The sequence below is a fragment of the uncultured Alistipes sp. genome (genome assembly GCF_963931675.1).
Classification (GTDB): domain Bacteria; phylum Bacteroidota; class Bacteroidia; order Bacteroidales; family Rikenellaceae; genus Alistipes.
This window is the reverse complement of sequence record NZ_OZ007039.1, coordinates 160,388-183,878: the sequence shown is the minus strand read 5'-3', so window position 1 is coordinate 183,878 and position 23,491 is coordinate 160,388. Positions and strand designations below refer to the sequence as shown.

General features: G+C 58.2%; 25 protein-coding genes, 1 tRNA gene and 1 pseudogene. 15 read left to right on the top strand and 12 right to left on the bottom strand.

Translation table 11 applies throughout. The features are described 5' to 3' along the window. Nucleotides 1-19 precede the first annotated feature (19 nt). From ABGT65_RS00865 to ABGT65_RS00855, 3 genes are read left to right on the top strand one after another with little or no spacing between them, the layout of a single operon-like run. Nucleotides 20-1,720 (top strand): RagB/SusD family nutrient uptake outer membrane protein, encoded by a 1,701-nt coding sequence (locus ABGT65_RS00865; RefSeq protein WP_346699337.1) that lies wholly within the window; start codon nt 20-22, stop codon nt 1,718-1,720. Between the two features lie 29 nt (nt 1,721-1,749). Beyond that, complete coding sequence (locus ABGT65_RS00860; protein ID WP_346699336.1) at nt 1,750-2,694, top strand: substrate import-associated zinc metallohydrolase lipoprotein; 945 nt, start codon at nt 1,750-1,752, stop codon at nt 2,692-2,694. Nucleotides 2,695-2,718: 24 nt separating this feature from the next. Continuing rightward, nucleotides 2,719-4,050, top strand: a complete 1,332-nt coding sequence (locus tag ABGT65_RS00855; RefSeq protein ID WP_346699335.1) for a DUF4302 domain-containing protein — start codon at nt 2,719-2,721, stop codon at nt 4,048-4,050. A 180-nt stretch (nt 4,051-4,230) separates the two neighbouring features. Here ABGT65_RS00855 and ABGT65_RS00850 read toward each other — a convergent pair whose 3' ends face one another. The 4 genes and pseudogenes from ABGT65_RS00850 to ABGT65_RS00835 form a co-directional block, all read right to left on the bottom strand. Further along, nucleotides 4,231-4,419 carry a phage integrase SAM-like domain-containing protein gene (locus ABGT65_RS00850; protein ID WP_346703031.1) on the bottom strand — a complete coding sequence of 63 codons (189 nt, stop codon included), beginning with the start codon at nt 4,417-4,419 and terminating at the stop codon, nt 4,231-4,233. A 57-nt stretch (nt 4,420-4,476) separates the two neighbouring features. Further along, a pseudogene (locus tag ABGT65_RS00845) lies at nt 4,477-4,653 on the bottom strand (Arm DNA-binding domain-containing protein); the annotation flags it as partial. A 132-nt stretch (nt 4,654-4,785) separates the two neighbouring features. Next, nucleotides 4,786-5,949, bottom strand: a complete 1,164-nt coding sequence (locus ABGT65_RS00840) for an IS256 family transposase (RefSeq protein WP_346699334.1) — start codon at nt 5,947-5,949, stop codon at nt 4,786-4,788. 295 nt (nt 5,950-6,244) lie between these two features. Further along, nucleotides 6,245-6,317: transfer RNA gene (locus ABGT65_RS00835), tRNA-Phe, on the bottom strand. 439 nt (nt 6,318-6,756) lie between these two features. On the opposite strand from ABGT65_RS00835, the gene ABGT65_RS00830 reads away from it, so the two are divergent. Then, nucleotides 6,757-7,020, top strand: coding sequence for a helix-turn-helix transcriptional regulator (locus tag ABGT65_RS00830; RefSeq protein ID WP_346699333.1), 264 nt, complete (start codon nt 6,757-6,759; stop codon nt 7,018-7,020). A gap of 99 nt (nt 7,021-7,119) precedes the next feature. Here the strand turns inward: ABGT65_RS00830 and ABGT65_RS00825 are convergent, their stop codons facing one another. Beyond that, the gene (locus ABGT65_RS00825; protein WP_346699332.1) at nt 7,120-7,752 is read right to left on the bottom strand and encodes a GNAT family N-acetyltransferase; all 633 of its coding nucleotides are present in this window, start codon (nt 7,750-7,752) and stop codon (nt 7,120-7,122) included. 180 nt (nt 7,753-7,932) lie between these two features. Here ABGT65_RS00825 and ABGT65_RS00820 point away from each other — a divergent pair, with 180 nt between their 5' ends. The 7 genes from ABGT65_RS00820 to ABGT65_RS00790 all read left to right on the top strand — a co-directional run bounded on the left by ABGT65_RS00820 (nt 7,933) and on the right by ABGT65_RS00790 (nt 14,519). Continuing rightward, nucleotides 7,933-8,370: an Hsp20/alpha crystallin family protein gene (locus ABGT65_RS00820; protein WP_346699331.1), complete on the top strand. Its 438-nt coding sequence runs from the start codon at nt 7,933-7,935 to the stop codon at nt 8,368-8,370. Nucleotides 8,371-8,547: 177 nt separating this feature from the next. Further along, entirely contained in the window at nt 8,548-9,288 is a 741-nt protein-coding gene (locus ABGT65_RS00815; RefSeq protein ID WP_346699330.1) for a (Fe-S)-binding protein, read from the top strand. After that, complete coding sequence (locus ABGT65_RS00810) at nt 9,285-10,652, top strand: LUD domain-containing protein (RefSeq protein ID WP_346699329.1); 1,368 nt, start codon at nt 9,285-9,287, stop codon at nt 10,650-10,652. The genes ABGT65_RS00815 and ABGT65_RS00810 overlap by 4 nt, the downstream gene beginning before the upstream one ends. Before the next feature lies 1 nt (nt 10,653). Continuing rightward, nucleotides 10,654-11,244 (top strand): LUD domain-containing protein, encoded by a 591-nt coding sequence (locus ABGT65_RS00805; RefSeq protein WP_346699328.1) that lies wholly within the window; start codon nt 10,654-10,656, stop codon nt 11,242-11,244. A gap of 73 nt (nt 11,245-11,317) precedes the next feature. Continuing rightward, nucleotides 11,318-12,052, top strand: a complete 735-nt coding sequence (locus ABGT65_RS00800; protein WP_346699327.1) for a copper homeostasis protein CutC — start codon at nt 11,318-11,320, stop codon at nt 12,050-12,052. After that, nucleotides 12,049-13,239 carry a transglutaminase-like domain-containing protein gene (locus ABGT65_RS00795; RefSeq protein ID WP_346699326.1) on the top strand — a complete coding sequence of 397 codons (1,191 nt, stop codon included), beginning with the start codon at nt 12,049-12,051 and terminating at the stop codon, nt 13,237-13,239. Before ABGT65_RS00800 ends, ABGT65_RS00795 begins: the two co-directional genes overlap by 4 nt. Before the next feature lie 284 nt (nt 13,240-13,523). Beyond that, nucleotides 13,524-14,519 (top strand): transposase, encoded by a 996-nt coding sequence (locus tag ABGT65_RS00790; protein WP_149873922.1) that lies wholly within the window; start codon nt 13,524-13,526, stop codon nt 14,517-14,519. A 63-nt stretch (nt 14,520-14,582) separates the two neighbouring features. Here the strand turns inward: ABGT65_RS00790 and ABGT65_RS00785 are convergent, their stop codons facing one another. The 7 genes from ABGT65_RS00785 to ABGT65_RS00755 all read right to left on the bottom strand — a co-directional run bounded on the left by ABGT65_RS00785 (nt 14,583) and on the right by ABGT65_RS00755 (nt 19,790). Then, nucleotides 14,583-14,936: a GNAT family N-acetyltransferase gene (locus tag ABGT65_RS00785; RefSeq protein ID WP_346699325.1), complete on the bottom strand. Its 354-nt coding sequence runs from the start codon at nt 14,934-14,936 to the stop codon at nt 14,583-14,585. After that, complete coding sequence (locus tag ABGT65_RS00780) at nt 14,933-15,820, bottom strand: 4Fe-4S binding protein (RefSeq protein ID WP_346699324.1); 888 nt, start codon at nt 15,818-15,820, stop codon at nt 14,933-14,935. The genes ABGT65_RS00785 and ABGT65_RS00780 overlap by 4 nt, the downstream gene beginning before the upstream one ends. A gap of 56 nt (nt 15,821-15,876) precedes the next feature. Then, nucleotides 15,877-16,458, bottom strand: coding sequence for an NUDIX hydrolase (locus ABGT65_RS00775; protein WP_346699323.1), 582 nt, complete (start codon nt 16,456-16,458; stop codon nt 15,877-15,879). 346 nt (nt 16,459-16,804) lie between these two features. Next, nucleotides 16,805-17,440 (bottom strand): DNA repair protein RadC, encoded by a 636-nt coding sequence (gene radC, locus ABGT65_RS00770; RefSeq protein ID WP_346699322.1) that lies wholly within the window; start codon nt 17,438-17,440, stop codon nt 16,805-16,807. A gap of 23 nt (nt 17,441-17,463) precedes the next feature. After that, nucleotides 17,464-18,237, bottom strand: coding sequence for a ribonuclease III (gene rnc / locus ABGT65_RS00765; RefSeq protein ID WP_346699321.1), 774 nt, complete (start codon nt 18,235-18,237; stop codon nt 17,464-17,466). A 22-nt stretch (nt 18,238-18,259) separates the two neighbouring features. Further along, nucleotides 18,260-19,507 carry a beta-ketoacyl-ACP synthase II gene (fabF, locus tag ABGT65_RS00760; RefSeq protein ID WP_346699320.1) on the bottom strand — a complete coding sequence of 416 codons (1,248 nt, stop codon included), beginning with the start codon at nt 19,505-19,507 and terminating at the stop codon, nt 18,260-18,262. A 46-nt stretch (nt 19,508-19,553) separates the two neighbouring features. Next, nucleotides 19,554-19,790, bottom strand: coding sequence for an acyl carrier protein (locus tag ABGT65_RS00755; RefSeq protein WP_346699319.1), 237 nt, complete (start codon nt 19,788-19,790; stop codon nt 19,554-19,556). Between the two features lie 177 nt (nt 19,791-19,967). Between ABGT65_RS00755 and pepE the strand changes: the two genes are divergently transcribed. From pepE to ABGT65_RS00735, 4 genes are all read left to right on the top strand, one after another. Further along, the gene (gene pepE, locus ABGT65_RS00750; protein WP_346699318.1) at nt 19,968-20,669 is read left to right on the top strand and encodes a dipeptidase PepE; all 702 of its coding nucleotides are present in this window, start codon (nt 19,968-19,970) and stop codon (nt 20,667-20,669) included. A gap of 178 nt (nt 20,670-20,847) precedes the next feature. Beyond that, nucleotides 20,848-21,690, top strand: coding sequence for a prephenate dehydrogenase (locus tag ABGT65_RS00745; protein ID WP_346699317.1), 843 nt, complete (start codon nt 20,848-20,850; stop codon nt 21,688-21,690). Beyond that, nucleotides 21,687-22,052, top strand: coding sequence for a YraN family protein (locus tag ABGT65_RS00740; RefSeq protein ID WP_346703030.1), 366 nt, complete (start codon nt 21,687-21,689; stop codon nt 22,050-22,052). Before ABGT65_RS00745 ends, ABGT65_RS00740 begins: the two co-directional genes overlap by 4 nt. A gap of 204 nt (nt 22,053-22,256) precedes the next feature. Further along, nucleotides 22,257-23,486, top strand: a complete 1,230-nt coding sequence (locus ABGT65_RS00735) for a glycosyltransferase N-terminal domain-containing protein (RefSeq protein WP_346699316.1) — start codon at nt 22,257-22,259, stop codon at nt 23,484-23,486. The last annotated feature ends 5 nt before the right edge of the window (nt 23,487-23,491 follow it).

Here is a 23,491-nt window from a genome sequence, read left to right as displayed (position 1 = left end):
AAACAACAAAGAGACAGTTATGAGAAAATTGATAGCAGTGTTGTCGGTCGTTTCCGCGGCGGTATTTTTTGCCTCCTGCAACAAATTCCTCGATGAGATGCCCGATAACCGGACACAGATAGACAATTTGGAGAAGGTCAAGGCGTTGCTCGTGACGGCCTATCCGGGAAAATTCTATGCGACGTGGCTCGAACCCCGCTGCGACGGGATGGCCGACCACGGCGCCACGATGGACGGAACGCAGCCGAGTTCCAGTTTTGCCTTCATTTATACGGCCTATCGCTGGGACGAGTACCCCAGCATGGAGAACTCCGACGATGCCGAAGCCTATTGGACCTCCTGCTACGGGGCGATTGCGGCGGCCAACCATGCCCTGGAGGCGCTCGACAAACTGGGGAACCCCAAGGGCAGCGAACCCTACCGTGCCGAGGCGCTGCTTTGCCGGGCCTATGCGCACTTCTGCCTGCTGACGCTCTTCACGGACTTCTTCGACGAGGCCAACCGCGGAACCAATCCGGGTATCCCCTATGTGACGGAGCCGGAGGATGTGGTCAACAAACAGTATGATCGTGAAACGGTTTCGGCGACGCTGGCCAAGGTGAAGGACGACCTCTCCGAAGGCTTGAAAGGGGTGGGTACGTCCGCGGATTTCGAGCAGCCGAAGTTCCACTTTACGCTCGATGCGGCCCGGATGCTGGCGCTGCGTGTCGCGCTCTTCGAGCGGGATTATCCCACGGTGATCTCCTATGCCTCCCAGCTGATCCCGCAGCCGACGACCTGGGCCAGTATCGTGAATCAGCAGCAGGAGCCCCTGCTCAATGCCGACGGTTCGGAGGTCAAGATCCCGCATCCCAATGATTTCGCATCGCTGTTCTGCGTGAGCAACCTGTTCGACTGGAGAAGCGCGATGAGCATGTATTCGGGATCGACGGAGTTGCAGCTGGCCTTTAGCAATGCCGACAATGCGAACGTCATATTGGCTGCGGAACCCTACTCGCTGCTCAACAGAACCGCGATGTCGACGGCCTATACCCGTTATACGCACGGGGGCAAGGAGTTCAATGCGATTCTGGGCGCGAATGCGTCGGGCGTGAACTGGCACATGCCGACCTACGGGTTCAATGGCGCTCCGGCGGATGCCCCGGGCTTCCTGCCCAAGATCTATGAGGACTTCAAGGTGTCCAACATCAACGCCAATACGGGCCAGCCGTATGTCCGGGTAGCCCTGTTCCGGCTGGAGGAGGCGCTGCTGGCACGTGCCGAGGCCTACGCCATGACGGGCGAATACGACCTGGCCCTGGCCGATCTGACGATGTTCTCCCAGCGGCGGGTTCAGAGCACCAATGTCGCTCAGTATTACTATTCGCGCGACAAGGTCGTAGACTATTACACCGATGTGTTGACGCTGTCGGATCACTACATGAATTCCAATTTCAATGCAGGGCGTTTTAAGGCCGATCTTTCGACCTACGAGGGCAAACTGCAGCGGGGCCTGGTTCTGGCCGTACTCGATGCCCGCCGCATGGAGTACATCTATGAGGGAATGCGCTGGTTCGACATCCTGCGTTGGAACATTCCGGTTACGCACACGATGCTTTCGGGCGAGAGCAGCACGCTGACGCCCGACGACGACCGCCGTGTGATTCAGATCCCGGAGACCGCATCGCTTTCGGGCCTTGAGAAGAATCCTTACGACCATATTCCTCAGCCCTGGAGTTAGTCATGACAGAAAAAGCAAAAAGAAAGAGTATGAAAAAGACCAAGATTCTATATGGTGTCCTGTTGCTGGGATTGGCCCTCGGGACGCTCTCGTGTCGGGAAAAGGAGACGATTGCCGACGATATCGTAATTCCCGGTCTGGGCGGAACGGAAGAGGCGGCCAACGAACTGGACAAATGGCTCTATGAGAATTTCACCGAGCCCTACAACATCGAAGTGGTTTATCGCTGGGACGCGGCCCAGATGTACACGACGCTTGCCTCGCGGCTGGTGCCCGTGGAGTACGATGCCGTGAAACCCATGATGGCGGCGATCCGCGACGTGTGGTTCAAGCCCTATGTCCAGGCCGCGGGCGTGGACTTCATCAAGCGGATGTCTCCGAAGAAGGTGGTGCTGGTCGGCAGCCCCGAATACCAGAACGGTTCGATCAAGCTGGGCCAGGCCGAGGGCGCCCGCAAGATCCTGCTGCTCAATGCCAACAATTTCGATCCGACCGACGAGGCGGGTTTGAAGCAGGCCCTGCATACCATTCTGCACGAGTTTGCCCATATTCTGCACCAGACGGTGATGTTCGACAAGACGTATCAGGACATCAGTGCGGGCTTTTACAGCGCGACGGGATGGAAGGAGTACGACCGGAACCAGTCTCAGGATTATAATCCGGAATCCTATGCCCGCGGTTTTGTCAGCAACTATGCCATGAGCAGCAAGGACGAGGATTTCGTGGAGGTTCTCTCGATGATTCTGGTCTACGGCAAGCAGTGGTTCGACGAGACGGTGCTTCCTGTCGCCCAGGAGTCCGAAGAGACCGACGCCTACAATGCCCTCCAGCAGAAGCTGTCGATCGTGGAGACCTATCTGCTCAACTCCTGGGGCATTCAGTTCCTGGACAATGAGGTGACGGGCGAGCGCGGTCTTGAAAGTTATGTCCAGGAGGCCGTTGCCACGGTTGTAGCGACGCCGCCGACGGAGTAAGTTCCATTCAAAAAACAACAGAACATGAAAAAAACTATCAGCATAATAGCATTACTCTTCGGCCTGTCGTTCCTGACGTCGTGCGAGTCGACGGTGACGATGGACGGCAGTGCCGATGCGCGGGTCGATGCGGTGATCAAGGGTTACATTTCGGAGCTTGCCGCTGCCGAGAACGGCTGGATTTTCGACGTGATGACCAGCGAGGGCAACTACCGTTTCTACATGGAGTTCACCGATGACAACATGGTGACGATGTATACGGACAACCTCTATTATCCGCAGTGGAACGGGGTTCCCAAGACTTCGACCTACAATATTCGTTCGCTGCAGCGCCCGACGCTGTCGTTCGACACCTATTCGTATCTGGCCGTGATCAACGATCCGGACGACGGCATCAGCCACGGTTCGGGAAACATGGGTCTTCAGACGGATTTCGAGTTCGAGGTCGAGACCTTCACGGATGGCGTCTTCTCGCTGACGGGCCGTGTCAACCGGGTTGCGGCGACGCTGCGGCAGGCCACGGCCGAAGAGTCCGCTTCGGTGAAATCGGGCGGTTTGATGGATGTGCTCACCAATGCGCAGCGTTACCGTTCGGGCGAGTATTGCTACTTCATGGTCGGCGATACGAAGGTGAGCCTGATTCTCAATGCACGGTCGATCGACATTTCGTATGTGGATCCGGAGGGGAATGTGATCCAGTCTTCGGGTTATACGCTGACCGACCTGGAGGGGAACATCAGCCTGCTGGAGCCGATCGAGGTTGCCGGGGAGACGTTGACCGGTTTTGCCTGGGATGCTTCGGCGTCGGCATTCGAGGCCGAGGTTGCGGGGACTCCGCAGACTGTCGATGCGCAGGCCGATCCGGTTATTCCGCTCCATTACATGCTGGGCCCGAATAAGACTTATACCGTTCTGGCCTCGATGTTGGACATGTATCCGTCGTATTCCGCTTCGGAGAATGAGTTTGCCTATCTGTTCGTCCAGGCCTATACGTCGATTGCCCAGAGATACAGGTTGCAGTTGCAGGAGTTGGATCTGGAGTTTTACATGACGGATGGAGGAGCTCCGCGCATGATGATGGTATACGATTGCAGCGGTTATCAGGGCTGGGTTACCTACTCCCTGTCGTTCAACGAAACGGAGGATCAGTTTACGGTTACCGGGATGTCGTTCGATGACGATGCCTACGGCAACGGGGCTCTCTTTGCGAGTGCTTATACGGCCTTGCCGCTGTTCTGGTCGGGTAAAACCTTCAAGATCGACTGGTCGCCGGTTACTTTCGGTTCCTATTCCATGGGTCAGGTCGTTTTGGTTGACGGTGAAGCACCTGCCGCTTTCCACGGAGCGCTTTTCTGATTGGGAAAGTCGTAATGCGATGAGGCCCGCTCATAACATGAGCGGGCCTCGTTTTTTGAGTTTGTATTGATGGGAAAATCCGTCTTTTATTTGAACGCACGTAGGTGTCGTTGATGCTGCTCCGCCGTGAAACGGACCTGAACCGGCGCAAAAACTGGCAATGGTTGGCGGATTCTCGATTTAATTTCCTATCGTTGTAGACGATTCCGTGCCTCTGCGGATGCGTTTCAACCAAACCGTGTCGATGTCTGAAAAGTAGATGTTCAGATGTCCGTTGAATTTCACCAAAGAATTGTAGACCTCTCTGTGCGATAGCGCATAGCCCGTTCGCCCCGTTTGCTTTAAGTTCTCAATTTGTGATAGGAACACCTCGCCAACGGTGCGTTTCGTAGTCTTGTCTGCAACTCTTTCATGTAACGATGTCGCGGTAAACTCCTTTTTCTCGGCCTGCAATTCAATCATCTTTGTACGATAGGCTTCTATTTTATCTGCAATAAGGCGTTCGATATGCAGGCGATTCGGGCAATTTCTACGCGGTCTGTTTTTCTCGAAATCCCACAATGCGGGATTGACAGAAATACCGATGCTGGAATATTTTAACTTACGGTCTTTGGTAGTGTTTCAAAAAGTGTGTCTGTGCAGGCGCCTTCAGATTCTTCAGATATGCAAATATAGCGATTCTTGATTTAGAACAACACGCCGCGGCGTGTTGTTCATATTTTTGTGTTATAGTCTTCACTCGGGGAATAATTCCCGATCCAGGTCGATCCGCGGCACCGGCCTCAGGTAGGACTTCTTATCCATGGCCGTTTTACCCATCAGCAGCAGTACCGACTCCTCGCTGGGCATGGCTCCCCGCATGCGTGTAACCCGTCGAAAATCCTTCTGCAGACGCTCGATCCAGTTCGTCGTGTAGATCATCGACTGAATCCTTGCCTCGTAATTCAGATAGGTGAAGTAGGCTTTGTAGGCTGGGTCTTCGCCCCGTCGTCGAAAACTGCGATAATCCTGACCCCATTTCTCACAGAGCGCCTGCCATTGTTCCCAGGCTCTCTCCACCGTATAGCTGCGATCCCCCGTACGGAAGACCTGTCGCAGATCCTCGGCCAGCTCGCCCTTGTCGCCGTTGCGCACGCAGCTCAGCAGATTGCGTTTCAGGTGCGTCGTACAGCGTTGTAGCGGGGTTCCGGGAAAGACCGCACTGATGACATCCTCCAGACCCTTCAGCCCGTCGGCACACACCAGGCCGATCTTCCGAACGCCTCGTTCCTGCAGCTCTGTGAGCATCTCGCCCCAGCCCAGGGCGCTCTCCGTGGGCTTGTTGAAGATCCCCAGCACTTCACGCCGCTTGTCTTCACGCACAGCTAGCACCACATAGAAAGCTTCTGTTTCTACGCTCCGCTTGCGGTGGATCTTCATGTGTACGCAATCGATGAAGACGATGGGGTAATAAGCCTCCAGAGAGCGCGTGAGCCATTGCGAGACATCTTCTCGGAGGTAGTCCAGCATCCGCGAAATGCTCGCCTTGCTGTAGTGCTCGCCATAGATATCCTGGAATACCTCGCCAACCTGTTCCTGCGTAAGACCTTTCGTATACAGCGTTCCGGCAAGGCGTTCGCATTCATCCTCCTGATGGCGCAGGATCGCCAGAATCCGGGGATGAAAATTCCCGTAGCGATCTCGAGGTATCCGGAACGTCAGCGTACGGCCATGACCGTAACTATGCCCCGGACGGAAACCGTTGCATTTATTTCCTGATGCGGAGTTTTCCCGGAGATATTCCCGGCGTTCCGAGACCATCATACTCTCCAATAAGATCTCCAACAGATCCTGAAGACCATTTTCTCGCTCCGAATGTTTGCATATTAATTCGGAAAGTTGTTCCTTTGTCAACACCATAAGTCTACTCCTTTTTTAGTTTTTTGTTGATTCCCTGTACAAATCTAAAAAATCTGTAGACTTTTTTATTTACCCCCCCCTAGACACACTCTTTGAAACAGTATCCGGTCTTTCGTGATTCGTAACATTAGCGGTGATTCATTGTTTGCCAATACTTTGGATTTGTAGCAAACGACCTCAATTGTGGTACTCATGGTTTAAACAACGGTTTAAACAACCTGTTTAAATATGCATAAAACCGCTACGAAAAAGACAAAAAAACGGCCTACATCGCTGTAAGCCGTTGATTTTCAAGTGGTACCACCAGGAATCGAACCGGGGACACAAGGATTTTCAGTCCTTTGCTCTACCAACTGAGCTATGGCACCATCCGACGATAACCTCTTCGGTCCTATCGTGGTGCAAAGGTAAACAAAAAAAATGAATCTGCAAATCCTTCGATGAAAAATGTCGATTTTTTCCGCCCTTAACCCATCCTTCGACCGACCGCCTCCACCCTGAATCCGCCGTACAGGCCGATTTTCGTCTCCTCCCGCCTGTTTTTGTCGTTAATTCCGTATCTTTGACCGCATCAAAGACAGGTCGCGGCCCGGCAGATGCAAATTGGAAAAAGTTTACCTTTGCCGCAGTTCGCAATTTGCCTTGTCGGGCGTGTGCCGGAACTCCGGAAGCGGCTCTTTTTTCGATAGTAGGGCGGATCTGGCAGTGTCGGTTCGAGCCCCCGCCCGGCATCCGGAAATAGCGGATTCCGAACCGTATGACAAGTGTGTAGTAACTTTTGAGTGCAGAAATCCGCTTCTTTGTATTATGAAACGACAGCGGCGTAATGACATTTTGGTGGAGCAGGTGATCGAGCGGTTGAAGTCAATCCGTCGGACCCGGGGGTTGACCCAGGAGAATGTCCGTTTCGACACCGATCTGAATATCGGGCGGATCGAAAGCGGCCGCCACAGTATATCCTTGACGACTTTGGCCGATTTATGCGATTATTACGGGATTTCCCTGGAGGAGTTTTTTAAGGAGATCGAGACGCAGCGGCAAACCGCCCGACATGAGGAAAAGGCTGTGTAACGGAGTGTACATGTCCATTTGAGCAAAGGATTCGGGATCGAACATTCGTTTCGGTTCCGATTTTTTGTGCCGTTCTGTTTCTGAGGAGCCTTCCGGGAGTCAGAGAACCTTCTCGAAGGCTTCGCGTTCGCCGCTGCGGTATACGACCTTCCCGCAGCGCACGAATCCCGTTTGGGCGAGGATCCGCAACATGCGCCGGTTGTCGAAATTGGTGTCGATGCGGAAGGCCCGGATCCCGCGTTCGCGGGCGAGTTGTTCCGTCTGTTTCAGGAATTCCCTCCCGATTCCGTTTCCCAGTGCTTCGTCGGCCACGGCCAGCCGGTGCACGACCACATAGTCGCCTCGGGTGAGCCACGCTCCGTCGAGGGCCTCGTAGGCCGGTTCCCCGTCGAAGACAATCGCACCGTAGGCGATGACCGTCGGCCCCCCGGACGCTCCCTCCCGGGTGATCACATGGCCGTATCGGTGTTTCAGATCGTCGTCGATATTCCCGGGGGCGGGGTATCTGTCCTGCCACTGGAGGCTTCCGGCGGCGGCCATGCGGCGCTGGGCCTGGCGGATGATTTGCAGGATGCGCGGGACGTCGGCAGGGGTTGCCGACCGAAAAAGGGTCTGTTCCATGGGCGGAGTCTGCAGGTTCGGCATTCCGGGAAGGTACCGCTCCGGCTGCCGGGCGGACCGATCCCCGGCACAAAGGTACGAAAAGATCGCCGGATGTCGTCTTGTCTGCATGGATGGCTGACTTTTTGTCACAACCTGTCCCGAAATGTCGGGATTTGTGACAAATAGTGACAAAATTTCCGATTTCATGCTGTGGCACAGGTTTTGTTCCATTGGGGGTTGAAACCGCTTCGGAAGAGGCGGGGACGCAAGAACAAATGTTAAACCAAAATAAACAAGGAGGACACAACTATGGTACCTGTAAGACGGAATCAAAACTGGCTGCCGAGCATTTTCAACGATTTTCTGAACAACGACTGGTTGATGGAGCGGCGCAACACGACGGCTCCGGCCGTAAACATCCTTGAGAACGACGACGAGTACAAGATCGAAGTCGCAGCTCCGGGTATGACCAAGGAGGATTTCAAGGTTCATATCAACGAGGACAACGAGCTGATCATCTCGATGGAGAAGCACAACGAGGAGAAGGAGGAGGACAAGAAGCACAAGGGCACCTATCTGCGTCGGGAGTTTTCCTACACGCAGTTCCAGCAGAGTCTGCTGCTTCCGGACAATGTCGAGCGGGAGAAGATCTCCGCAAAAGTGGAGCATGGTGTGATGAGCATCGACATTCCGAAGAAGAAGGTGATGGAGACCGCTTCGACTGCCCGCCAGATCGAGATCAAATGATCGGTCGGTAACCGGTTTGGGAGAGTCCCGCAATGCGGGGCTCTCTTTTTTTTGCATTTTGGGGGCGTTTGGGGTGTTTTTCGAGGAAAAAAGTCCGGGACACGGAACAGCGAACGCGGAAAAGGATTATCTTTGAAGCGGGTCCGTGCGTTGCGGGCCCGGCAAACGGAAATACGGATGAAAGTCGGATTGTTCATTCCCTGTTATATCAATGCGCTCTATCCCGACGTGGGGCGTGCTTCGTATGAGTTGTTGCGGCATATGGGCTGCGAGGTCGATTACCCGCTGGATCAGACCTGCTGCGGCCAGCCGATGGCCAATGCGGGTTTCGAGAAGGATGCCCGGGAGCTGGCCGAACGCATGGAGCGGCTCTTTGCCGGATACGACTACGTGGTGGGGCCGTCGGCGAGCTGTGCGGTTTTCGTGCGGGAGGGTTACCCGCGGCTGCTGCCCGATTACCGGGAACATGCGTGCCTGGATGCGCGGATCTGGGAGATCTGCGAATTTCTCCACGACGTTGTGAAACCGACGCATCTCGACGCCCGGTTCCCGCACCGGGTGAGCCTGCACAACTCCTGCCACGGGGTCCGGAAGATGGGCCTTTCGTCGCCGAGCGAGCTGCAGGAGCCTCCCCGTTCGAAGTTGCGCGACCTGCTGTCGCTGGTCGAGGGGGTCGAGGTTGTCGAACCCGAACGGCGTGACGAGTGCTGCGGGTTCGGCGGGATGTTCTCCGTGGAGGAGAACGCCGTGTCGGTGGCCATGGGACGGGCGAAGGTCGAACGCCATCTTGCCACCGGAGCCGAGTACATTACCGGAGCCGATTCGTCGTGCCTGATGCACATGCAGGGGATCATCACGCGGGAAGGTCTTCCGATCCGGACGATCCATCTGGTTGAAATCTTGAATTCGAGGCCATGAGTACGCATTCCCAATCTGCAAAACGCTTTGTCGCCAACGCCGAGCGTCTGGCGTGGCACGACCGGGCGCTGTATGCCGTCCGGGAGAAACGGGACCGGATGATGGCGACGGTCCCCGAGTGGGAGTCGCTGCGGCGCCTGTCGTCGGAGCTCAAGCTCCATACGCTGAGCCATCTGGGGGATTACCTTTGCGAGTTCGAGCGCAACGCCACGGCCAACGGCATGACGGTCCATTGGGCGTCGGATGCCGCGGAGCTGAACGAGACGGTCTGGGGTCTGATCCGCGCACACGGCGGGCGGCGGCTTGTCAAGAGCAAGTCGATGCTTTCGGAGGAGTGCGGGTTGACGCCCTACCTGGAGGCGCGGGGTGTCGAGGCGGTGGAGAGCGACCTCGGGGAGCGGATCATGCAGCTGCTGCATCTGCCGCCGAGCCACATCGTGCTGCCGGCGATTGCCGTGCGCCGCGAGGAGGTCGGTGCGCTGTTCGAGCGGGAGCTGGGGACCGAGGCGGGCAACAGCGATCCCACCTACCTGACCCATGCCGCCCGGCGGGCCCTTCGTCCGAAATTCCTGGATGCGGATATTTCGATGACGGGGGTCAACTTCGCCGTGGCTTCGACCGGGGCGCTGGCCGTCTGCACGAACGAGGGCAATGCCGATCTGGGGACGTCGTTCGCCGACCTGCATATCGCCATCCTCGGGATCGAGAAGGTGATTCCCGACATGAAGGCCCTGGGGGTCTTCACGCGGCTGCTGGCGCGTTCGGGGACGGGCCAGGCCGTCACGACCTACACGTCGCTCTACCGTCGTCCGGCTCCGGGGCGGGAGATCCATGTGATCCTGGTCGACAACGGGCGTTCGGAGTGGCTGGCCGACGCCCGGCACCGCAACATGCTCAAATGCCTGCGCTGCGGGGCCTGCATGAACACCTGCCCGGTCTACCGGCGTTCGGGCGGCTACTCCTACAGCTATTTCATTCCCGGGCCGCTGGGGATCAACCTTGGGATGCTTCGTTCTGCGGAGCGTCACCGCGGCAATGTGTCGGCCTGCTCGCTCTGTTATTCGTGTTCGGGGGTCTGCCCGGCGAAGATCGACCTCGGGGAGCAGATCTACCAGTGGCGGCAGCAGCTCGATGAACTGGGGCTGGCCGATCGGAAGAAGAAACTGATGGTGAAGGGGATGGATTTCGTGATGGGCGGTCCGCACCGCTTTTACGGGGCGATTGCACTGGGGCGTGCGGCCGGGAAACTGCCTCGGTGGATGCTCGAAAACGGCCTGAATCCGTGGAGTGCTCCGGGGCGGGCCATGCCGCCCTTTGCGCCGCGGAGTTTCAATGCCGGATGGAAAAAAGAGGAAAGGAAGTAAGATGAACAGCAAGGAAGAGATATTGAAACGTCTTGCGGCGGACGGGATGCCCGAGTCGCCGTATCCGGAAATGGATTTTGTTCCCCAGCGTTTCGAGGCGCGCGAGGCGGTGTTTGCCGAACGGCTGGAGGCGGCCGGGGGGCGTGCCGTGCGGATGCTGCCGGGGGAGACCCTCGACGGGGTGATCCGCCGGTGTTATCCGGAGGCGCGGCGGATTGCCTCGGCGCTGCCCGAGGTGACGTTGGCGACGATTGATCCCGATGCGGTGGAGGATCCGCGGGAGTTGGTGGATGTGGACCTGGGGGTGGTCCGGGGTTCGTTCGGCGTGGCGGAGAACGGTGCGGTGTGGATCGCACAGGATATTCGTCACAAGGCGCTCTATTTCGGCGCTACGGCCCTGATGATTGTCATCCCGCAGGATGCCCTGGTGGATACGATGCACGAAGCCGTCGTGCGCCCCGAGGTGGACGATTTCGGATACGGATGCTTCATGTCGGGACCGTCGAAGACGGCTGATATCGAGCAGGCGCTGGTTTTCGGGGCCCATGGTCCGATGTCGGTGACGGTGGTGTTGCGCGGCGTGAACCGGTGATGCCGTGTGGGGGGCGAGGCGAAATGTCGTGCGGCAGCCCGTTTCCCCGATACCTGCTGTAAAAATCGCGTATATGACAACCGAACTTTGTGCCTATTCCGTCGATTCGTGTCTGGTCGCTTCCCGGGCCGGGGTGATACGGGTTGAATTGTGCGCTTCGCCCTGGGAGGGCGGGACGACGCCTTCGGCTGCCGCGATCCGCCGGGCGCGTGAGGTCCCGGGCATCCGGCTCCAGGTGATGATCCGCCCGCGGGGCGGCGATTTCTGCTATACCGACTCCGAGTTGGAGCAGATGGCCGAGGAGATCCGCTTTGCCCGGGCGTGCGGGGCCGACGGGGTGGTCCTGGGCGTGCTGACCCCCGACGGCGAGGTCGACCGGGTGCGTACCGCGGCGCTCGTTGCGGTGGCCGACGGCCTGGAGGTGACCTTCCACCGGGCCTTTGACATGACGCGCGACCCGTTCGAGGCACTCGAAGCGGTCGTGGCGTGCGGCTGCCGCCGGATCCTCACCTCGGGCGGCTGCAACACCGCCGTGGAGGGACTTGCGACGCTCCGCGAACTGGTCGCCCGGGCGGCCGGGCGCCTCGAAATCATGGCGGGCAGCGGCGTGAACGCCTCGAATGCCCGTCTGCTGGCCGCGGCGGGGGTCGATGCCCTGCACTTCAGCGCCCGGGGCTGGCGTGAGAGCCGGATGCGCTTCCGCAATCCGCGGGTCTCGATGGGCGGTGTGGCGGGGATCCCCGAATACGCGGTTCCGTGTGCCGACGAGGCGCTGGTACGACAGATTCTCAAGGAACTCGAACGATGATACGATGGCTGATCCTTTTGCTGAGTGTGGGCCTCTGCGCCTGCGGCGGCAGCCGTTACGGGAGCGGCATCCCCGCATGTTACGATCCGCTGCTCGATGCGGCCCTTTCCGGGAGCCCGCGAGCCGACAGCCTGCGGCAGCTGCTGCGTGAAACGCCGCGCGCCGAACGCGAAGCGATGGCCTGGCTGATTGCCTGGATGCCGTGCGGCGACCGCGATACGATGCGGCTCGACCTGCTGCGCGAGAACGTCTCCTGTGCCTGCCGGGCTCGGGCGCAATTCCCGTGGAGCAGGACACTGCCGGATTCGATCTTTCTGAACGAGGTGTTGCCCTATGCCGTGGTCGACGAGGTGCGCGACTCGTGGCGGGCGGACTTTTACGAACGCTTTGCGCCCTGTGTGGCCGGATGCCGGACGCTGCGCGAAGCGGCCGAGGCGGTGAACCGCGCCATCGTCGAGCGGGTCGGCGTGGAGTACAACACGCAGCGCGAGAAGACCAACCAGAGCCCCGCAGAGTCGATGCGCCAACACATGGCCTCCTGTACGGGACTTTCGGTGCTGCTGGTCGATGCCCTGCGGTCGGTGGGGATCCCGGCGCGGTTCGTCGGGACCCCGGCGTGGCACGACGACCGCGGCAACCACAGCTGGACGGAGGTGTGGTTCGACGGCGGCTGGCACTTTACGGAGTATTATTTTACGGATTTCGACCGTGCGTGGTTCCTGGCCGATGCGGGGCAGGCCACGGTGGGGGAGCGTTCCCATGCGATTTATGCCGTGTCGTTCCGGCCGACGGGCGACTGGTTCCCGATGGTGTGGAGTGAAACGTCGCGCAGCGTCCACGGCGTGGATGTCACGCGCCGCTACCGGGAATTCGGAGCCGCACACACCGAGGCGCTGCTGGCTGGAGGAACACACGTCCCGGTCCGCTTTACGATGTACCGCACGGCATCGGTCGAGGGGACCTCGGCGGGGCGTGTTGCTGTGAACGTCGATGTTTTCCGCGGTGCGGAACAGGTGGGCGGGGGCCGTACAGCCGCTCCCGAACAGGACATGAACGACGGTTTCCGCATCCTGCTGGAGAAGCACGGGAGCTATACGTTCCGCTATGAGAATGCGCGGGGAGAACTTTCGGAGGTGACGGTCGAGGTGGGTGACGAGCCGCTGTCGGTCGCGGGCTGCATGGAGTGATCCGTTTGCGTCGGGTACGGGAAAGGCGAGCGTCCGTCAGAAGGCGCCCGCCTTTTCCGTATGGGGCGGGGCGGATGGTTCCAGCCTGAGATGCAGGATGGGGTAGGGCTTGCCCGACGGATCGAGGGGGTCGCGCCCGAAGGTGCGGAATCCCATCCGTTCGTAAAATCCGGTAATGATGCCAAAATTGGTTGGTGGTATAAAATGTAACCGACATAATATTTGGTAGTTATAAGGATAAAATAGAGATTAGTAGAAACGGGTTTCTACTAATCTCTATTTTTATGTCAAAAAAACGAAAAATACGCTGTCCTCATTGTGGCTTTTTAGAGACAATAAAATGGGGTACTCGTAGCGGTTGCAGCCGCTATTATTGTAAGAATTGTGGCAGCTATTTTACGGATCGTCGAGACTGGATTTCCGATAAAAACAAGTTTATATGGTTCGCGCGTTGGGTTCGCGGTAAACAGCGTATTTGTGACCTTGCGAGTGAGAGCGGATACAGCGAACGCACCCTAAAAAGATACTTCTATCGGCTCTTGCCCCAGTGCCCTTTATGGCAGATACAGCGACGCGAGAAGGTAAATCTTCTGATCGACGGCACCTACTTCTCAAATAAGATTTGTCTGGTTGTATATCGGGATCACAACATCAAGATGACCCTCCTCTATCGCATAACCAGGAGTGAAACGCTGCGGGATTTGAAAGCAGACCTAACGGCTATACGCGATGTCGGCATTCAAATTGAGAGTGTCACCTGTGATGGATCTCCCAATATCATAAAAGCGGTGCGGGAAGTGTGTCCGGAGGCGATCTTGCAGCGTTGTACGGTACATGTAGCGCGAGAGATAGAGACGTGGATTACACGCAAACCACAGACCGTAGCGGCACAGGAACTCCTCGAACTGGTGCACTTGTTAAATGGAGTACAAACACATGATGAGGCACAGTTATGGATACGGGCTTTTATTGACTGGTATCGGCGACACGAACCATTTATCAATGAAAAAACCGTAGATGAGCTGTCGGGAAGATGGTGGTTTACGCATAAGATGCTGCATCGAAGTGTCTCGCATATCAAGCGTGCCATACCCGATCTGTTTTCATACACGCGATACCCTAATGTACCTAAATCTTCAAATTCTATTGAGTCGTTCTTCGGTCACTTGAAGGATAATTTAAGAATCCATCGTGGACTCTCGGAACAACATTTTAAGGACTTTGTAAAGTGGTATCTTTTCCTGAACAGCAATGATGGAATTATTAAGAAACGCAAATGACCAGAATCGTACAATTCTGGTCATTTGATCCAATACGACACCAACCACTTTTGGCATCATTACCTAAAATCCCACCGCCTGGGCATTCTGTTCGTTGACGTCGACCTGTCGGACTCCGCACTGCCGTACGACGTGCCGGACCAGTTCGCGGCCGATTCCCTTTCCGCGTTCGGCGGGGTCGACGAAAAGCATTTCGAGTTGTTCGCCCGCCACCCCCGCGAAGGCTGCGAACTCTCCCGTAGCGTTGCGGACGACGAAGAGCTCCACGGCCGCGAGGGCCTCCTCGCGTACGATGCGTCGGAAGAAGCCGATGTCCCCGGGTTTGAGAAACCGGTGTGTGGCGCGTACCGACCGTTCCCAAAGGGCGGTGAGGGCGTCGAGTTCGTGAGGAGCGGGTGTCGGAAGTCTTTCGATCACAGAAGGGTGACGGGTTTCTTGCGGCGGAAGAAGTTGCGGGACAACGCCTCGGCGAAGGGCGTATGGAAGGTGCGGGCTCCGGTCGGGCACCCCTTGACGCAGGCACAGCAGCGGATGCAGCGTGCCGGATCGGTGCGGGTCTCGTCTCCGCGCGAAATGGCCCCGACGGGGCAGATTGCCGCACAACGCCCGCATTGCGTGCATCGTTCGGCATCACATTCGGGCAGATAGACCACCGGATTGCGTCTCTGCTGGCGGCGGTACCCGAGGACAAAGCGGATGAACCGCAGGGTCGACAGACTTGGGGCCCGGCGGTCCTTGAGTTGCGACGCATCGACCGGGGCGGCATCTCCGGATTCGAGTTTTTGCCGGACCTCCTGTCCGAACGCCTCGGCCGCAGCCAGGTCCTGCGCATCGGGACGCCCGGCGGCGATCGGTGTCGCGGGGGTCGAGTAAGAGTGCTCGCCGACGAATGCCGCGGCGGCAACGGGAACGAATCCCTGATGTGCCGCCAGTGCGGCCAGTTCCGCGACGGCGTGTTCGAAGGCCCGGTTTCCGTAGAGGGCGACCACGACGGCCGGACCTCCCGATCCGCGAATCCCGGCCAGCCTTTTTACGGCCACCGGAGCGATGCGGCCCCCGTAAACGGGAGCGGCGATTACGGTGACGGTTTCGGCGGGGAGCTCGACCGCTGCGGGTTCGGAGAGGTGCGTCAAATCGATGGTCTGCGCGGCGAGGCGGGAGGCGGAGCCCGGGAGTGTGAAGACCGTGCTCCCGTTTGCGGGGGCCGCAATTCCCCGGGTTATGGCTTCGGCAATCTTCTTCGAGGTGCCGGTCGGTGAGAAGTAGACGGTGCGGATCGAGTCGTAGATCTTGTTCGGCATGGGATGCGTATTTTGAGGAGAAGTCTTGGGGGTGTGAGATTCGCTTGTTGCGGGGATCATCGCCCGGGACGGGTATCCTCCGGTTCGGGATGCTCGGCGAAGTAACGCCACAGCGGAGCGGCCATCAGAGCCTGGCGGATGCGGTTCGTGCGGAGCAGTTCGAGCACCTCACGGCGCGTCATGAGGTGGACGCGCAGGTCCTCGGTCGGATCGAGGTGCTGTTCCGAGATGCGCTCGACTCCCGTTGCGAGGAAGCAGTGGGTAAGGTTGGTCTGCGTGGCCGGATTGGGCGCCACGACCGTAAGCAGTTGCCATTCCCCGCCTCCGTAGCCGGTCTCTTCGGCCAGTTCGCGCTGTGCCGCGGCCAGCATCGAGTTGTCGGTCGGTTCGGAGACTCCGGCCGGGATTTCGTAGCAGGTTTCGCCGAGACCGTGCCGGTACTGGTCGATCAGTACGAAGTGTCCGTCGCGGGTGATGGCCGTGACGTTGATCCAGTCGGGGTATTCGAGGACGTAGTAGTCGGGGACACGCCGGCCGTCGGGGAGTTCGAGACTTTCGTGCCGCACGGTGAACCACGGTTTGCGGAAGAGATACTCGCTCGTGAGGACCTTCCATTTTCGATTTTTCGGGTCTTTCATATTGCGAAAATACGGAAAAAATCAGATCTTTATGCGATTTGGATACCGATGCGACATTTTTTTCGAGGATTCGCCCCTGTCGATTGTCGATCGAAGGGAGCCGAACACCGAAATCGGGCGGAGGGAGAATTTTTCTCCTCGCCACCCGATCTTTTTTGTAGATGTCGCCTTGTTTTGCCGACCTTTCCGCCGTTTTTGGAAATCCCGTTTGTTCCCGGCCGCCAGTTTTGCGCGAACCGCCTTGTTTAGCCGGCCTTTCCGCCGTTTTTTGGAAAAATACCCCTCCCCGCTCGCCCGGCCCCGCCCGATTTAAGGCGGATGCGGATCTCTTGTCCTCCTCCTCCGGTTAGTTGATCAACCCTTCGCGCCGGAACGAGAAATCCCCGTCACGGGCAATGATAAGGTGGTCCAGCAGCCGGATGTCGAACAGCGCGGCGGCCCGGGCTATCCGATCGGTCAGGGCCTTGTCCTGTGGACTTGCCTCGGGGGTTCCCGAGGGGTGGTTGTGGATCAGGATAATCTGTGTGGCGAGCAGCTCCAGCGCGCGTTTGACGATCAGCCGGTGGTCGACCACCGTTCCCGTCACTCCGCCCTGGCTTACGCGCTGGCGTTCGATGATGCGGTTCGAGGAGGTGAGGTACACCGCCCAGCACTCTTCATGGGGCAGGCGTTCGAGCTGCGGACGGAACAGGCGCACGACATCGTCGCTCGTGGCGATGAAGTCCGCATCTTCGGCTCCGGACACCGCGACTCTGCGTCCGAACTCCGCGGCGAGCCGCAGCATCCGGGCCCTTTTCAGCCCCAGTCCCCCGACCATGCGCAGCCGGGCTTCGGCTTCGCCGGCGAGCCGGGCCAACGACCCTCCGTAAGTGTTCAGCAGGAGCTCGGCCAATGCCTTATCCTCGATGAGCAGGGCCAGCAACTCCCGGTCATCGAGCGCTTCGACGCCCCGGGAAGCCATTTTGTTGCGAATGTTCTCCATGGTTGCTGTGTTCGGCCCGACGGTCAGCGCGACAGGCGGTCGACCTTGTCCAGCAGCGTAGCGCACTGTTCGTCAGTCAGGTATTGCGATACGGAGAATGCGGCGTGTTGTTCCGCCTCCTTTTTCGAGCCTCCGGATCCGTGTCCGACCTCCATGTCGTCGATCATCACCGTGCTGTAAAATAGCGGGTGATTGGCTGCCGAGCCTTTTTCTGTTTCGGTGCGGAAGGAGATCCGGTGGTGGTTTTTCTGACTCCATTCGATCAACCGGCTCTTGAAATCGGTCTCCGATTCGGTCAGTTTCTCCATGTTCAGGTGGCGGTAATAGATCCGGTTGATCAGCAGCCGGTTGACGAAATCGTAGCCCTGATCCAGATAGACGGCGCCCATCATGGCTTCGAAGGCGTCTCCGAAGATATGTTTCTGAGCGATTCCGGCCCCGCCGTTCGAAACCACGTATCGGTCGAGTCCGAGTTCGACGGCCAGGGCGTTGAGGGATTGTCGCGAGACGATTTTCGACCGCAGCTGTGTCATGAACCCTTCGTCGCGGTCGGGGAATTCGATGAAGAGGTAATCGGAGGTGACAGCCTCGATGACGGCATCGCCGAGGTATTCGAGTCGTTCGTTGTTGATGGGCCGTCCGTCCTCCAAAATCAAAGAAGCTGACTTGTGAATCAAAGCCAGCTTGTAGATCTCGACGTTGTGGGGAATGAACCCGAACAGGTCGTCGACCATTCTGTAATACGCACGGTCACGTCCGAAATTCCGCCGCAGCGGACGCAGGATGAAATCGATCACGGCGTGCGGACGTTACGGGATATTACAGTTTGCGGAAAATGACCGTCGAGTTGTGTCCTCCGAATCCGAACGTGTTACTCAGACAGCACTTCACATCTCGTTTCTGAGGCGTGTTGAGCGTGAGGTTGAGTTTCGGATCGATGGCGGGATCGAGGTTTTCGCAGTTGATCGTAGGCGGGACGATTCCGTGGGTCATGGCGAAGATGCAGGCCAGGGCCTCGACGGCGCCGGCGGCACCCAGGAGGTGTCCCGTCATGGATTTCGTCGACGAGATATTGACATCGTAGACGTGTTCTCCGAGGACTTCGGCGACGGCCTTCAGTTCGGGGAGGTCACCGGCAGGGGTCGACGTTCCGTGTACGTTGACGTAGTCGATCTCTTCGGGACGGATTCCGGCATCCTTGATGGCGTCGCGCATGGCCTTGATGGCACCCTTCCCTTCGGGATGGGGAGCCGTGAAGTGGTAGGCGTCGGCGGAAGCCGCACCACCGATGATTTCGCAATAGATCTTGGCACCGCGGGCCTTGGCGTGCTCGTACTCTTCGAGGACCAGGGCTCCGGCTCCTTCTCCGATCACGAATCCGTCGCGATCGGCATCGAAGGGACGCGAGGCGTGTTGGGGATCGCTGTTGCGGGTGGAGAGCGCCTGCATGGAGTTGAAACCGCCGACGGCGGGTTCATTGACGGCAGCTTCGGAACCTCCGGCTACCATGACATCGGCCTTTCCGTAGCGGATTGCGTCGAATGCGGCGATCATGCCGTGGTTCGACGAAGCGCAGGCGGAGACGGTGCAGTAGTTGGGGCCCATGAAGCCATACTTCATGGAGATGAACCCTGCAGCGATGTCGGAGATCATGCGGGGGATGAAAAAGGGGCTAAACCGCGGGGTCCCATCCCCAGCGGCCCAGCCCAGACATTCATCGAAGAAGGATTTGATACCTCCGATGCCCGAGCTCCAGATCACACCCACCTGTTCCTTGTCGACCTTTTCGAGGTCGAGCGCCGAGTCCTCGACGGCCTGTGTGGCGGCGATGAGGGCATACTGGGTGAAGAGGTCGTATTTTCGGACCTCCTTGCGATCGAAGTACTGGCTCGGGTCGTAATTTTTTACTTCACAAGCGAACTGGGTCTTGAATTTCTCGGCGTTGAAATGAGTAATGGGTGCGGCACCACTGACTCCCTTTTCCAGATTCGAAAAATATTCCTCAATATTATTACCAATCGGGTTGATCGTACCGATGCCCGTAACAACTACTCTTCTTTCTGCCATAAATTTAAGACTTAAATTGCCGTGAATGAAAATACGGATAAAAAAATTATTTCTTGTGCGCCTCGATGTAGTTGATAGCATCACCTACGGTAGCGATCTTCTCAGCGTCCTCATCCGGGATCTGGATATCGAAAGCCTTCTCGAACTCCATGATCAGCTCTACGGTGTCGAGCGAGTCTGCGCCCAGGTGGTTGGTGAAGCTGGCTTCGGGTACTACTTCCGACTCCTTGACACCCAGTTTGTCAACGATGATCTCGACAACTTTTGATTGAACTTCTGACATAATCTTAAGTTTTTAGTTAAACAATTATTTGGAAACAGTTCAGTATATTTCCAGAGTAATTTTGCGCAAAAGTAACACTTTTTTTATTACTTTTGACAAAAGACCGTGATTTTTTATTCACAACTTTTTCGATATTTAGCACAAAATTGCGATTAATGATTTAAAATACAGTGCTTTATGAAATTGCTTCTGATCTCGAATTCGACCAATGCGGGGGAAGAATACCTGCGCTATCCGCTGCCGGAAATCGGACGGTTCCTTACGGGGATCCGGGAGGTCGTCTTCGTACCTTATGCCGCCGTGACCTTCTCCTACGCGGAGTATGAACGGAAGGTTCAGGCCCGGTTTTCGGAACTCGGCATCCGGGTCCGCTCCGTCCACCGGGCGAAGGACCCCGCGGCGCTGATCCGCACGGCCGAGGCGGTCTGCGTGGGCGGGGGTAATACCTTTGCCCTGGCGCGGAAGATGCAGCAACAGGGCCTTATGCAGGCTATTCTGCGGAAAATCAAGGCCGGGACGCCTTACGTGGGGTGGTCGGCGGGGAGCAATGTCTGCTGCCCGACGATTTCGACGACGAACGACATGCCGATTGTCGAACCCGCGTCGTTCCGGGCCATCGGGGCCGTGAAGTTCCAGATCAATCCCCACTACCTGGATGCCAACCCTGCGGGGCACGCCGGAGAGACGCGCGAGCAGCGGATCCTGGAGTTCATCGAGGCCAATCCGCGGCGCTGGGTGGTCGGACTGCGCGAGGGGTGTATGCTGCGCTATGACGAAGGGCGCCTGGAGCTGCTTGGCTCGCGTCCGATGCGAATCTTCAGGAAAGGGGTCGAGACTTTCGAGGTGCAACCCGGCGATGACCTCTCTTTTTTATTATAAATATAGGTATCCGACCGATTTGCGGCCATCCTGCGGATGGACCGGGAACTTCCCGGGCCGGACGGCGGTGGGCTCCGAACGACGGGCCCGGCCGTTGGAAGGCGCGGGAACCCGTCTGCCGGGTGTGGGGCGGGGCGAATGCGGCGGATACGAGGACAAGCCATAAATTCGACAGCAAATGAAAGCAATGATCGTCGGACTGGGCCTGATCGGAGGCTCGTTCGCCTTGGCCCTGCGTGACCATGAACTGGCCGAAGAGATCCTCGGGGTCGAGAGTTCCGAGGAACACGCCGCCGAAGCGCTCCGTCTGGGACTGGCCGACCGGATTGTCCGGTTCGAGGAGGGGCTCGCCGAAGCGGACCTCATCGTGCTGGCCACCCCCGTGGATGCCATTCCGCTGCTGGCCGTCAAGGCCCTCAACCGGGTCAATGACCGCCAGGTCGTCATCGACATGGGATCGATCAAGGGCGAGTTGTGCGAAGTGATCTCGATGCATGCCCGCCGGGGCCGCTTCGTGGCCGTGCACCCGATGTGGGGCACGGAGTACAGCGGGCCGAAGGCTGCCCAGCGCGGGGCCTTTTCGGGCCGCAACGTCGTCTTCTGCGACACGGTGCGCAGCGACAGCGACGCCCTGCACACCGTGGAGCGGATCTTCCGCACGCTGGGGTGCCCGGCCGTCTACATGGATCCCGAGGAGCACGACCTGCATACGGCCTACGTGTCGCATATCTCCCACGTCACGTCGTTCGCCCTGGCGCTCACCGTGCTCGAAAAGGAGCGGGAGGAGCGGCATATCTTCGATCTGGCGGGCGGCGGTTTCGAGAGTACGGTGCGTTTGGCGAAGAGTTCCGCGGCGACGTGGGTCCCGATCCTGCTGCGCAACAAGTATAACGTCCTGGATGTGCTGCGCGAGCACATCCACCAGCTGCAGATCCTGCGCAAGATGCTCGAACGCGACGATGCCGACGGTTTGAAGGCGGCGATGGAGCGAGCCAACACCATCCAACGGATTCTCCACTGATGACGACGGCCGAAACGGGACATGCGGGCGAATCCGCGGCGGCGGAGTGCCTCCGGGCGAAGGGTTACTCGATTCTGGCGCAGAACTGGCGGCAGGGGCGGGACGAGTTGGACCTGGTGGCTACGGACGGGGAGGTGCTGCACATCGTGGAGGTCAAGACCCGGCGGTCGGGTTCGCTGACGCCGCCCGAGGCGGCGGCCACGCGGCGCAAGTTCCGGGCTTTGACGCGGGCGGCGGGTTGTTATCTTCGGACGACGGGCTGGACGGGAGAGGTTCAGTTTGACGTGGCGGCCGTTGAAATGGCTGCGGATGGGGAGGCCCGGGTGGAGCTGATTGAAAACGCCATGGAATACAACTGGTAATTTTGCAGAAATGTCAAAATATGCTATCTTTGCCAAGCTGAACAATTCCGGGGGTGAATCCGGCGGGTTGTGTGGGCGTGAGGCCCGGATGAATCTGATGGACTGCGTGAGAGAGGGTTCCGGGCGGAGTCGGTTTTGAGGGGTTTTCCGATAAATTTTGAGGGGCTCCCGATAAAAAGAAAAATTCAACACCGTAGACTGCTGATGTGGTTTTATAATTTCGGTCTGATGCTTTACGTCTGGGCCATTCGGCTCGTGGCGCCGCGCCATCGGAAAGCCAAACTGTGGCTCGAAGGGCGTAAGGATCTTTTCCGGCGGATGCAGGAACGTATCGATCCTGCGGCGCGCATCATCTGGGTCCATGTAGCCTCGCTCGGGGAGTTCGAGCAGGGCCGTCCCATCATCGAACAACTTCGGAAGTTGCATCCCGAATACAAGATTCTGCTGACCTTTTTCTCGCCGTCGGGATACGAGATCCGCAAGGATTACAAGGGTGCCGACTACATCTTTTACCTGCCGATCGACACGCCGCGCAATGCCCGGCGGTTCCTCGATGCGGCGCACCCCGAGATCGCCGTCTTTGTCAAATACGAATACTGGCTGAACCTGCTGCGCGAACTTCGCCGCCGCAAGGTCCGGACCTATGTCGTGTCGGCGATTTTCCGCCGCAATTCGGTCTTTTTCCGCCCTTACGGCGGGATGTGGCGCCAGGCGCTGGAGTCGTTCGACGTGATGTTCGTCCAGAACGAGGAGTCGAAGAAGCTGCTGGCCACGCTGGGCTTCGACAATGTGCTGGTGGCGGGGGATACCCGTTTCGACCGGGTAGCGGAGATTGCCCGGGCGGCGAAGCACGTCGATATTGTGGAGCGCTTCAAGGGGGAGGACCGGCTGTTTGTGGCGGGTTCGACCTGGGGTCCGGACGAGGAGTTGCTGATCCGGCTGATGAACGACAATCCGGGTGTGAAGTTCGTTATCGCGCCGCACGAAATGGACGAGGGGCGCATTGCCCGGCTCATCGAGGAGACCCGCGGCGGAGCCCTGCGCTATACGCAGTGCACCTCGCGCACGGGATACGGAACGCGCCAGCTGCTGATTCTCGATACGGTGGGATTGCTCTCCTCGGTCTACGGATACGCAACGTGGAGCTATATCGGCGGCGGTTTCGGGGTGGGGATCCACAATACGCTCGAAGCCGCGACATTCGGGTTGCCGATTGCTTTCGGCCCGAATTACGAAAAATTCAAGGAGGCCCGGGATCTCGTGACGTTGGGGGCGGCCCGTTCGGTTTCGAACTACGAGGAGTTGCGCGACTGGTTCACGCCGCTGCGTGACAACGAGGTTTTCCTGCAGAAGACCAGCCGGATCGCCAAGGACTATACGACCCGCCATCAGGGTGCCACGAACATCATCGTCAAGACCATCTTCCAGAAGTAACGGCT